The organism is Streptomyces alkaliterrae (genome assembly GCF_007097205.2).
Taxonomy (GTDB): domain Bacteria; phylum Actinomycetota; class Actinomycetes; order Streptomycetales; family Streptomycetaceae; genus Streptomyces; species Streptomyces alkaliterrae.
This window is the reverse complement of the sequence record NZ_VJYK02000195.1, coordinates 1-10,461: the sequence shown is the minus strand read 5'-3', so window position 1 is coordinate 10,461 and position 10,461 is coordinate 1. Positions and strand designations below refer to the sequence as shown.

7 protein-coding genes and 1 pseudogene are annotated in these 10,461 nt (G+C 72.7%); 2 read left to right on the top strand and 6 right to left on the bottom strand.

Annotated features, from left to right (window positions below; translation table 11 throughout):
- Positions 1 to 473: NsdA family TPR-like regulatory protein (locus FNX44_RS17865; RefSeq protein WP_500274134.1), on the bottom strand; the 473-nt coding region annotated here is incomplete at its 3' end.
- A 602-nt stretch (positions 474 to 1,075) separates the two neighbouring features.
- Between FNX44_RS17865 and FNX44_RS17860 the strand changes: the two genes are divergently transcribed.
- Complete coding sequence (locus tag FNX44_RS17860) at positions 1,076 to 1,765, top strand: bifunctional DNA primase/polymerase (protein ID WP_143649280.1); 690 nt, start codon at positions 1,076 to 1,078, stop codon at positions 1,763 to 1,765.
- A gap of 42 nt (positions 1,766 to 1,807) precedes the next feature.
- On the opposite strand, the gene ftsY is transcribed toward FNX44_RS17860, so the two are convergent.
- From ftsY to FNX44_RS17835, 5 genes are all read right to left on the bottom strand, one after another.
- Positions 1,808 to 3,028 (bottom strand): signal recognition particle-docking protein FtsY, encoded by a 1,221-nt coding sequence (ftsY, locus tag FNX44_RS17855; RefSeq protein ID WP_143649279.1) that lies wholly within the window; start codon positions 3,026 to 3,028, stop codon positions 1,808 to 1,810.
- A 173-nt stretch (positions 3,029 to 3,201) separates the two neighbouring features.
- A complete protein-coding gene (locus FNX44_RS17850) occupies positions 3,202 to 4,626 on the bottom strand; it encodes a sugar porter family MFS transporter (protein WP_143649278.1) in 1,425 nt (474 codons plus the stop codon).
- A gap of 231 nt (positions 4,627 to 4,857) precedes the next feature.
- Positions 4,858 to 8,427, bottom strand: coding sequence for a chromosome segregation protein SMC (gene smc / locus FNX44_RS17845; RefSeq protein ID WP_143649277.1), 3,570 nt, complete (start codon positions 8,425 to 8,427; stop codon positions 4,858 to 4,860).
- Positions 8,428 to 8,682: 255 nt separating this feature from the next.
- Positions 8,683 to 8,889: a hypothetical protein gene (locus FNX44_RS17840; protein WP_143649276.1), complete on the bottom strand. Its 207-nt coding sequence runs from the start codon at positions 8,887 to 8,889 to the stop codon at positions 8,683 to 8,685.
- 383 nt (positions 8,890 to 9,272) lie between these two features.
- Positions 9,273 to 9,593, bottom strand: a complete 321-nt coding sequence (locus FNX44_RS17835; RefSeq protein WP_323369470.1) for an acylphosphatase — start codon at positions 9,591 to 9,593, stop codon at positions 9,273 to 9,275.
- A 227-nt stretch (positions 9,594 to 9,820) separates the two neighbouring features.
- Here FNX44_RS17835 and FNX44_RS29010 point away from each other — a divergent pair.
- Positions 9,821 to 10,461, top strand: a pseudogene (locus FNX44_RS29010) (hypothetical protein); the annotation flags it as partial.

The following is a 10,461-nucleotide window of genomic DNA, read 5'->3' as shown; positions in this document are numbered from 1 at the left end:
GCGGGGGCGGGCACCAGCCAGCGCTGCATCGGCTCGATCAGGGCCGGCCCGGCGGCCATCGCCAGCGAGGTGCCGAGGTAGCCGCGCCGGCTGAGCATCAGGTCGCTGCGGGTGAACTCGTTGATCAGGCCGATCGTCTGCGGGCCGGCCCACGGCAGGTCGACGCTGGAGCCGGCGGCGCTCTGGCGCGCCTGCCGCAGCCCGAGCTCCTCCACCCCGACGACACAGCCGAACCGTTCGGAGAACAGCTCCCCGAGGATGCGCGGGATCGGCTCCCGCGGCTGCTCGCCGTCGAGCCAGCGCCGTACCCGGGAGGTGTCGGTGCTGATGTGGTGCGCGCCCAACTGGCGCGCACGGCGGTTCACCTGGCGCGCCAGCTCACCCTTGGACCAGCCGCTGCGCACGAACCACGAACCGAGCTGCTCGTTCGGGCGCTTCTCCCCGGCGTGTCCGCTGCTGCCGTTGCCGCCCACAGGTTGGCCCCCAACTCTTGGTCGCTCGGCGGTGCCCGCGAGGGCACCTGTTCGGTACGGGTGGCCGGTGGTTGGACCGGCCACGGTCGGCGGGTAGCCGACGCGGATGACGACTGGAGCATGCCCAGCGACGCGCCGCTTCCGTCATCTCCGGGCGGACGGATGCCCGCCGGGTCGACGTGGGCGGTGCCGGTGGTGCCGTCGGGCCGGTGGTGCCGTCGGGCCGGTACCGCCGGTCGTCCGCGACGTCGTCCGGGTCTTCCGGCCCCTTCGCCGCCGCGCTCCCGCCGTGAGCACCGAAAGTAATCCTACGATCACCGGCGCGGCGAGTCGGATTCATGAAACGCCACCATTCGCCACCCCCGCGCTTGAACCTATCTCCGAGGCCAGACGCTTCACTTGACTTGGGGCGATCACCGACGGATGGAACGAAGCACTACAGGGGCGCGTTCACTCCGGCGCACCACCCCCGGCGAGACCTCACCACCGCCTCACCGACCGGCGGTGGCCGGCCCGCCGCGGCGACCGCACGGCGTGGTCGCACGGATCGCTCCGCGCGAGAGCGTCGTAACCATCGGCGCACGGGACCCGTTGGAGGGGGCATGGGCTTCACGATCGGCGGCATCCGCGAGTTCCGGGAGCTACGACTGGGTGCCAGGAGGTACACCCGGCCACGGCGCCCGGGGCGCGAGTCGGAGCAGGGCGCGTTGGCCGAGTACACCGGCCTGTGGGGCTGGGACGTGGTGCCCGGTGCCCGGCGAGGCCGGGACGGCTGCTCCTGCGGGGCCGGCGGGTGTCCGGCGCCCGGCGCCCACCCGTTGGACGCGTCCGTCGAGATCACCGCCGGTACGACGGTGGAGAGCGCCACCCGGCTGTGGGACGACATGCCGCCGGCGACCCTGCTGCTGCCCACCGGGCGAAGCTTCGACGTGCTGGACGTCCCCGCGGCGGCCGGGCGGCGCGCGCTGGTGCGACTGGAGCGCATGGGGCTGCCGCTCGGCCCGGTGGCGCTGGCCCCGCACGGCCGGGCCTGGTTCTTCGTCGCCCCCGGCGCCGCCGCCGAACTGCCCGACCTGCTGTACCGGATGGGCTGGGAGGGCATCCGCCTCGACCTGCGCTGCCGGGGTCGCGGCGACCACATCACCGCCCCGCCCTCGGACTTCGCCGGGCTCGGGCCGGTCGGCTGGCTGCGGCCGCCCACCTTGGAGTGCGCCGGCCGGCCGCCGCAGGCCCGGCTGCTGCTCGGCACCCTCGCCTACGTCTGCCACCGCAGTGTGCCGACCGCCCGCTGAGAGCCGGGCTCCCGCACGGCGGCCGACACACCGGGGTGCGCGTCAGTCGCCGAGCAGCGCGTCGACAAACGCCTCCGGCTCGAAGGGCGCCAGGTCGTCCGCGCCCTCGCCGAGACCGACGAGCTTGACGGGGACGCCCAGCTCCCGCTGCACGGCGACGACGATGCCGCCCTTGGCGGTCCCGTCCAGCTTGGTGAGCACGATGCCGGTGATGTCCACGACCTCCGCGAACACCCGGGCCTGCACAAGCCCGTTCTGACCGGTGGTCGCGTCCAGGACGAGCAGTACCTCGTCCACCGGGCCCTGCTTCTCCACGACGCGCTTGACCTTGCCGAGCTCGTCCATCAGCCCGGCCTTGGTGTGCAGCCGGCCGGCGGTGTCGATGAGGACGACGTCGGCGCCGGCCGATGTGCCCTCCTTGACCGCGTCGAACGCGACCGAGGCCGGGTCGCCGCCCTCGGGGCCGCGCACGGTGCGGGCGCCGACACGCTCGCCCCAGGTCTGGAGCTGGTCGGCGGCGGCGGCCCGGAAGGTGTCGGCCGCGCCCAGGACGACGGACCGGCCGTCGGCCACCAGGACACGGGCCAGCTTGCCGGTGGTGGTGGTCTTGCCGGTGCCGTTGACACCGACCACGAGCACCACGCCCGGCCGGTCCTCCGCTCCGGTGGTCTCGGTGCGCACGTCGCGCTCGAAGTCGGTGCCGACGAGGTTCAGCAGTTCCTCGCGCAGCAGGGCGCGCAGTTCCTCGGGGCTCCTGGTGCCGAGCACCCGGACGCGTTCGCGCAGGCGTTCCACGAGCTCCTGGGTGGGCGTCACACCGACGTCGGCGGTGAGCAGGGTGTCCTCGATCTCCTCCCAGGTGTCCTCGTCGAGCCGGTCGCGGGAGAGGAGGGTCAGCAGGCCCTTGCCGAGGGTGCTCTGGGAGCGGGAGAGCCGGGCGCGCAGCCGCACCAGCCGGCCGGCCGTCGGCTCGGGAGTCTCGATCTCCGGCTCGGCGGGCGCGGGCGGCGCCTCGACCTCGGCGTCGTGCTCGGGGGCCGCGGGGCCGGGCGCTCCGACGTCCTCGATCGGTCGTCCGGGGGCTTCGGGCTCACCCTCGGCCTCCTCACCGACGAGTGGTTCGCGGGGTGGTGCCGTGACGGTCGGCGGCGCGGACCGGTCGGGCGGCGGCAGCTGCTTCTTCTTGCGTCCGCTGACCACCAGACCGCCGATGGCTGCGACGGCGACCACGGCGATGACAACGGCGAGGATGAGGAGTTCCATCGGTTCCCTAGTGAGTACCAGAAGTCACGGGCAGGCCCTCGTACCGGAGACCGGAGGGAGGGCACCCCGTCCAGTATCGGCCCAGTATCGGCCACACCCGCCACACGGGCGTCGCCCCGGCTCGTCGGTGAGCCGGGGCGACGCCCGTGCTGAGGAGCGGGCAGCGGGGTGGGTCAGCCCATCTCCTCCAACGCCTTGCCCTTGGTCTCCGGCACCCACTTGAGGATGAAGGGGATCGAGAGCACGGCGAAGACCGTGTAGATGACGTAGGAACCGGAGAGGTTCCAGTCGGAGAGCGTGGGGAAGCTGACGGTGATCAGCCAGTTGGTGAGCCACTGCGCGCCGGCGGCGACGCCGAGGGCGGCGGCCCTGATGCGGTTGGGGAACATCTCGCCGAGCATCACCCACACCACCACGCCCCAGGAGAGCGCGAAGAAGAGCACGAAGGAGTGCGCGGCGACGAGGGCGACACCGCCCTGGAGGTCGGGCAGCCGGAACTCGCCGTTGATCTCCTGCTTGAAGGAGAACGCCCAGGCGGCTACGCCGAGCGAGACCGCCATACCGGCCGAGCCGATGAGCGCCAGCGGCTTGCGGCCGAGCCGGTCGACGAGCAGCATCGCGATCACGGTGCCGACGATGTTGATGATCGAGGTCGTGAAGGAGTAGAAGAACGAGCTCTCCGGATCGACGCCCACGGACTGCCACAGCGAGGAGCTGTAGTAGAAGATCACGTTGATGCCGACGAGTTGCTGGAAGACGGAGAGTCCGATGCCGACCCAGACGATCGGCAGCAGCATGAACCGGCCGCCGAGCAGGTCGCGGAGGCTGGGCTTGTGCTCGCTGCGCATCCGCTCGTCGATGCGGCGCACCTCGGCGTCAAGGTCCGTCTCCGGCGGCTCGACGCGGGCGAGTACGCGCTTGGCCTCCTCGAAGCGTCCCTGGGCGACGAGGTAGCGCGGCGACTCGGGGATGCGCAGCGCCAGGGCGCCGTACACCAGCGCGGGCACCAGCTCGGCGCCGAGCATCAGCTGCCAGGCCTCGACGCCGAACAGGGTGCCGCGCTGGTCTCCGTCGGCCAGGTTGAGCAGGCCGTAGTTGACCAGCTGGGAGACGGCGATGCCGAGGACGATCGCGGCCTGCTGGAAGGAGGCGAGCCGCCCGCGGTACTCGGCGGGCGCCACCTCGGCGATGTAGGCGGGGGCGATGACCGACGCCATGCCGATGGCCACGCCGCCGAGGATTCGCCACGCGGCGAGGTCCCAGAGGGTGAACGGCATCATGCAGCCGAGGCTGCTGGCGGCGAAGAACAGGGCGGCCAGTTGCATCACCTTCGGCCTGCCGAGCCGGTCGGCCAGCCGGCCGGCGAGCATCGCGCCGAGCGCCGCGCCGACCAGCGCGATGGCGATGACCGCGCCCAGCGTGGCCGAGCCGACCTCGAACCTGCCCTTGACTCCTTCGACGGCTCCGTTGATCACGGCGCTGTCGTAGCCGAAGAGGAAGCCGCCCATCGCGGCCGAGGCGGCGATGAAGACGACGTAGCCGAGGTGGCGCGGGCGGCTGTCGACCCGGGGTGGGCCGAGGGGTGCGTTGCTGCTCAAGGGTCTCTCCTGCTGGTCCCGGCGGCGGTGCCGGGGCTGTGGGACGTCGCCCTACCAGTGGTACACGCCTGACCGCGCACCACCAGTTGAAGGTAAAAGCGACGTTGCAGAGACTATGCCTTCAGGTTTCTAAGTCAATACCTGATCGACGGACATCTCCAAGCCACCCTGACGGGCTTGATGTTCACAAAGTGAAGGATGTGCGCCCTCGGCGGGGTCGCCGCCCCCCGGTCAGCTCAGCCGCTGGCTGATCACCTTGGAGACGCCGTCGCCCTGCATCGAGACGCCGTACAGCGCGTCGGCGACCTCCATGGTGCGCTTCTGGTGGGTGATCACGATCAGCTGCGAACTCTCCTGCAGCTCCCGCATGATGCCGATCAGCCGCTGGAGGTTGGTGTCGTCCAGCGCCGCCTCGACCTCGTCCATGACGTAGAAGGGGCTCGGCCGGGCCTTGAAGATCGACACCAGCAGGGCCACCGCCGTCAACGAGCGCTCCCCGCCGGAGAGCAGCGACAGCCGCTTGACCTTCTTCCCCGGCGGGCGGGCCTCCACGTCGACGCCGGTCGCGAGCATGTCGTCCGGCTGCGTCAGCACCAGCCGGCCCTCGCCCCCGGGGAACAGCCGGGAGAAGACGCCCTCGAACTCCCGTGCGGTGTCGTGGTAGGCGTCGGTGAACACCTGGCGCACCCGCTCGTCGACGTCTCGGACGACCTGAAGCAGGTCCGCCCTGGTCTTCCGCAGGTCGTCCAGCTGCTCGCCGAGGAACCTGTGGCGTTCCTCCAGCGCCGCGTACTCCTCCAGGGCCAGCGGGTTGACCTTGCCCAGCTTCTGGTAGGCGCGTTCGGCCGCGCGCAGCCGCTTCTCCTGCTCCGCGCGGTCGAACGGCACCGGCCGGTTGCGCGGATGCTCCGGGTCCTCGGGCAGCTCCTCGCCCTCGGCCGGCGGCGAGGGCGGCACGGGCTGGTCGGGCCCGTACTCCCGCATCAGCGCCTCCGGCTCCACGCCCAGCTCCTCCAGCGAACGGCCCTCCAGCTGCTCGATGCGCAGCCGCTTCTCCGCGCCCAGCACCTCGCCCCGGTGCACGGAGTCCGTCAGCCGGTCCAGCTCGCCCTTCAGCTCCCGGCCGCGTTCCCGCTCGGCGGCCAGCTCCCCCTCCCGTTCGGCCTTGGCGCGCTCGGCCGCCTCCCGCTCCTGCTCGGCGCGGACCAGCGAGACCTCCAGGTGGGCCAGCAGCTGGCGGGCGCCGTTCGCCACCGCCTCCGCGACCCCGGCCTCGTGGCGCATCCTGGCCCGCCGCCGCTCCGCCCGCGCGCGGGCCTCCCGCTCGGCGCGGGCCGCGCGGTCGAGCGAGTCGGCGCGACCGGCCAGCGCGCGCACCCGCTCCTCATGGGTGCGCACCTGGAGCCTGGCCTCCATCTCGGTCTGGCGGGCGTTGGCGCCGTCGGCGGCGAGCCGGTCGCGTACCGCGGTGTCCGGTTCGTCCTGCTCGTCGGCCAGCTCCTCGGCCGCGGCCAGCCGCTCGGCGCACTCGGCCGCCTGTTCGTCGGCCGCCGCCAGCGCCTCCCGAGCCTTGGCCACCGCAGCGGCGCAGCGCTCGGCCTCGCCTCGCGCGGCCCGCGCCGCGCCGCCCGAGCGGCCCAACCGGCCGGCCAGTTCCGATCTGCGGCGGTCGGCGGCGCTGCGCCGGGCCGCCCACTCCTCGACGGCCTCCACCGCGCGGGCCCGCCGCTCCTCGGCTGACCGCAGCCCGGCTTCCAGTTCCTCGCAGCGGACGGTCAGCCGGCGCAGCTCGGCGGCGGCCTCGTCGACGGCCGCCTGGGTCTCCAGCAGGCTCGGCACCCCGGCCGAGCCGCCGTGCGCGCTGAAGGCGGCCAGTACGTCTCCCCCGGCGGTGACGGCGGTCAGCTCCGGCCGCCGGGCGACCAGTTCCTCCGCCTCCTCCAACGTCGTCACGACCACCACGTCGCGCAGCAGCCGCCGCAGTGCCGGGCGCAGCTCCTCGGGAGCCTCCACCAGCGACACCGCCCAGCGTGAGCCGTCCGGCGGCTCCGGCCGCTCCGGGGGCCCGGCCTGATCCCCGGGCGCTCCGGCAAGCAGGAAGTCGGCACGGCCGCCGTCGGTCTTGCGGAGCAGCCGCAGCGCTTCGGCCGCCGCCTCCGGACCCGCGGCCACCAACGCGTCGGCCGCCGCGCCCAACGCGGCGGCGACCGGCACCTCGTAGCCGGGCGCCACGGTCAGCCGCTCGGCGGCCCGGCCGAGCAGGCCGGCCGGCCGTTCCTCGGCGGCGAGCAGCGACTCGCTGCCGTCCTTGCGCCGCAGGCCGAGCGCCAACGCGTCGCGGCGCGCCGAGACGGCGGCGCGCCGGCGCTGCGCGTCACCAAGCGCCTCCCGGGCGGCGGCCAGCGCCTCCTCCGCCTCGCGCAGCCGGGCACGGGCCGCCTCGTGCTCCGCCTCGGCGCTCTCGTCGCCGTCGGGAACGGCGTCGGCCTCCGCCCGCAGCGCCTCGAACTCCTCCTGGGCGAGCTCCGCCCGCTCCCCTGCCTCCTCCTCGGCGGCGACCAGCCGTTCGATCTCAGAGCGGGCGGAGACGGCCCGGGTGCGGGCCGCGCTCGCCTGCGCGCCCAGTCGGGCCAGTTGCTCCCGCCGTTCGGCCAGCGCCCGCGAGGCGTCCCTGATGCGCCGCTCCTCCTCGACCAAGCGCCGCTCCAACTCGCTCCGGTGCTCGACGGTGTCCTCCAGAGCCCGGCTCGCCGCCTCCAGCGCGGCCTCCAACTCCGCCTCCTGCTCGCGGACCCGGTCGGCCTCGCGCTCCAACTCCTCCGGGTCGCGGCCGCGGCGCTCCTCCGGCGGCGCGGCGGTGGCACTCCTGACCCGGGCCTCCGCCAACGACACGGTGCCCCGGACGCGTTCGGCGAGCTGGGAGAGTTCGTACCAGGTGCGCTGGGCGCGTTCCAGCCGGGGAGCGAGGGTGCGGACCCGCTGCTCCAGCTCGGCTTCCCGCCGCCGGCAGTCGCGCACCGCCTCCTCGGCGGCCTCCTTGCGCGCCTTGAGCGCGGCCTCGTCGGCGAGTTCGGCCTCCAGCGCGCGGCGCACAGTCACCAGGTCGTCGGCGAGCAGCCGCAGTCGGGCGTCCCTGAGGTCGGCCTGGATGACCGCCGCCCGGCGGGCCACCGCGGCCTGCCGGCCGAGCGGTTTGAGCTGGCGGCGCAGCTCCTCGGTGAGGTCCTGGACACGGGCCAGGTTGGCCTGCATGGCGTCCAGCTTCCGCAGCGCCTTCTCCTTGCGCTTGCGGTGCTTGAGCACTCCGGCCGCCTCCTCGATGAAGGCGCGACGGCCCGCCGGGTCGGCGTGCAGGACGGAGTCGAGCTGGCCCTGGCCGACGATGACGTGCATCTCCCGGCCGATCCCGGAGTCCGAGAGGAGTTCCTGGATGTCGAGCAGGCGGCAGGTGTCGCCGTTGATCTGGTACTCGCTGCCGCCGTTGCGGAACATGATCCGGGTGATGGTCACCTCGGCGTACTCGATCGGCAGCGCGCCGTCGGAGTTGTCGATGGTCAGCGAGACCTCGGCGCGGCCGAGCGGCGGACGGCCGGTCGTACCGGCGAAGATGACGTCCTCCATCTTGCCGCCGCGCAGCGACTTGGCGCCCTGCTCGCCCATCACCCAGGAGAGCGCGTCGACCACGTTGGACTTGCCCGACCCGTTCGGCCCGACCACGCAGGTGATGCCGGGTTCAAAACGCAGCGTGGTGGCGGACGCGAAGGACTTGAAGCCGCGCAGGGTCAGGCTCTTGAGGTGCACGGCGTGTGACTTTACCGGTGTGGTGCGGTTTCGCCGCCCAGGACGCAGGGCACATCAGACGGTAACGAGAGATCGAAGTGTCGCCCAAGGGGCGGGGACGCGCAGAACACAAGATCGGGGGGAGCGCAGGATCAGGGGGAAGATCAGGGGAGGAAATGACGAAGGGACGCCGGAGCGTCCCTCGTGGTTCTGCAACGCGTTGGGCTTGTGATCCGCCCTCGCCATTGCCGGGATGGTCCGGTGGGACCGCCCGGGTCAGGTGAGTGCCGGCTCGCCCTTGGATACGTCGATGCTGTCAAGCAGCGAGTCGCCGTGACGCGAGGCAGCGGAAAGCGCGTCGTTCTCGGCCTGCATCCGTACGAGTTCGGATTCCAGGTCCTGGACGCGCTGCTGAAGCCTTCGCATCTCGGCGAGGACTCGGGGGTCGGAGCCGCCGACGTAACCGAGAAGCGCCTTTGCCATGATGGATGGTCCTCCACACTGAAGTGACCGACCGGTACGGTGGTGGGTCGTCGCGAGAGATGTCTGCGCACCAGAGATGTCTGCTCCGGTTACAGGTTCCACAGGCTCAAACAACCAGGGTGCGCGGGGTTCCAGCGTCTCACCAAAACTTTTCGCGGTCAACACGATCACACGCCGTAAACACGGGCGGCTTGCTCGAACGGCAGACGTCGTGGCCAGGTAGCCATCGATGCCGGAGCGGAAGCCCGTTTGGCGCGTAGATCATTCTCGTGATCACTTTCGTAGATCACTTATGAAGCGCAGCCTTGCACGCCATGCCCCCGCTTGGCAACCGCTTCGGGAAATTACTCCCGACGAACTGCCGGCGTCCGGAAAACGCCAGGTCATCTCATGTCGAAGCCCTCGTAGCCACCGCGCGGCGCGGACCAGATCTCCGTGACGCCGTCGACGTGCCCGGGCGTGTCGCCGTGCCTCAGCCAGTCCAGCAGCAGCGCGCAGTCGGCCCGGTCCCCCTCGGCGACCACCTGCACCCGGCCGTCGTCGAGGTTCCGGGCGAAACCGACGAGGCCGCCGATCCGCAGCGCGTTCGCCCGGGTGAACCAGCGGAAGCCGACCCCCTGCACCCGCCCGCGCACCCACGCCGTCAGCCGGACGGCGTGGGTGCTCTCCGGTTGCCGGTCCGCCGCCGCGGCTCGACTATCCACTTCTCCCATTGCCGTATCTCCCCTTCCAGGAGGTTTCCGAGAGCTTCCACCGACTCCGGAGGTTTCACCCCTTGTGCACCCGCGCGACTCCCGCACGCTATCCGGACAATTCCCCGTAGGGCCCACCCGTCACAGAGGTGATGCTCTACAGTCGCCCGACAACGGACCTCACCCGATCGGGTGAGTGCCCCGCCGACAGTTCGCCCAGCACGTGAGGACAGCAGCTGATGGGACGCCATCGACGCGCCACCCGCGCCGCGATCACGACCTCCACCCCCACGCCCACCGCCACCGGGCGACGCCGGGGCGGTCACCGCAAGCACGGCGGGGGAGCACCGGTGCGCTCGGGACTGCTGGGCGCCTCCGCCGCGATGGCCGTGGGCGCCGTCGCCGTGGCGTCCGGGCTGGTACCCGGCGCGGGCGACGTGTTCGACCTCCGCGACCCCGGTGAGGGCGCCACCAGTGTCCAGGCGGACGGTACACCGGAGATCACCCCGTTCGGCACACCGGACCCCGACGGCCTGCGCACCGACTACCCGCCGACCAGCCGCGACCACGACCGTTCGGCCACCCCGGCACCGGACACCTCCCCCCGGGAGACCCCGGAGGACGCCGGCGGCAGCGGCGAACGCGGCGCAGACAGCGGCAGCGGGGACGACAGGGACGGCAGGGACGGCAGGGACGGCAGGGACGGCAGGGAAAGGAGCGACAGCAAGCCGGACAGAGGCGACGCGTCGCCCGCCCCGTCGGCGGACGACGGCCGGCAGGACGACAAGGCCGGGAGCGACGACGGCAAGCAGGAGAGCCGGAAGCCCTCCGCTCCCGCACCGGAGACCAGCCCGGCCGCGCCACCGGCCCCCGCTCCCAC